The sequence below is a fragment of the Brevibacillus sp. MCWH genome (assembly GCF_013096935.1).
GTDB classification, from domain to species: domain Bacteria; phylum Bacillota; class Bacilli; order Brevibacillales; family Brevibacillaceae; genus Brevibacillus; species Brevibacillus aydinogluensis.
Genome location: NZ_SDLF01000060.1, coordinates 1 through 1,027, shown reverse-complemented (window position 1 = coordinate 1,027; position 1,027 = coordinate 1). Strand labels below are relative to the sequence as shown.

Annotated in this window: 1 protein-coding gene; it reads left to right on the top strand. The window is 32.2% G+C overall.

What is annotated here, in order from left to right:
* Nucleotides 1-179: 179 nt before the first annotated feature.
* On the top strand, nucleotides 180-1,027 hold an 848-nt coding region (locus ETC00_RS19330; protein WP_305792676.1), incomplete at its 3' end, for a DNA gyrase subunit A.

Here is a 1,027-nt window from a genome sequence, read left to right as displayed (position 1 = left end):
ACAGTAGACGATATTGAAAAAGAAATTGAAAAATTCCGTATTTTACATGGTGATAGTTCTGAAGAAAGAAAGAAGCTCATGGAACATTTCAAAATTAATAGAGAAGATTTAGATAACTAAGACTAGATTTATTTTAAATCTAGTCTTCTTTTCAATGAATAAAGGAGGGTAAATAACACATGAAAGAGAAAAATGTAATTGTCGAAAACATAGGAGATTTATGCACACAGTACATGCAAATTTTTGGTGCTAATACTAACTTAATGCGCCATATTCCAACATTAATTGATGGATTAAAACCCGGTGAACGAAGAATTTTATATGCTCTATACAACGATCTAGGAAGTCGTCCTAATGGAAAAATGACTAAATCGTCTAGGATTACTGGTGAAACTGTCGGTAAATATCACCCACATGGGGATATTCCAGTATATCAAACTTTAGTTAAGATGGCTCAATCATGGAATAATAATCTTGTTCTTATTGATGGTCAAGGTAACTTTGGAAGTCCTAAAGGAGACCCTGCAGCCGCTTCTCGTTATACAGAAGCTAGAATTAGTTACTATGCGTACAAATGTTTCTTTGAAGATTTCGATTTAAAGCTAGTAAGTACAAAGAAAAACTATTTAGGAGATTTAGAAGAGCCTGAATATTTACCAGCTAGATATCCCAACGTTTTGATTAATAACACATTTGGTATAGGATATGGTTTAAGCACAGGATTACCTACTTATAATGCTAAAGAAGTATTAGAGCTCACATTAAAACTTTTAGAAGATCCTGAATATGAAAATGTTGTTTTAATTCCTGATAGCCCTACAGGTGCTCATATCGTAGATGAAGGACAGTTTGAAGAGATTTCTAAAACAGGAAAAGGTAAATTTAAAATGCGTGGCGAAATAGAGGTTGATTTAGATCGCAATGAACTAATTATAAGATCTCTTCCCTTATACGTTAACTCTAATGATGTAAAAGATGATATTATTAAATTATATAAAGATGGAAAACTACGCGGCATTACATCTAT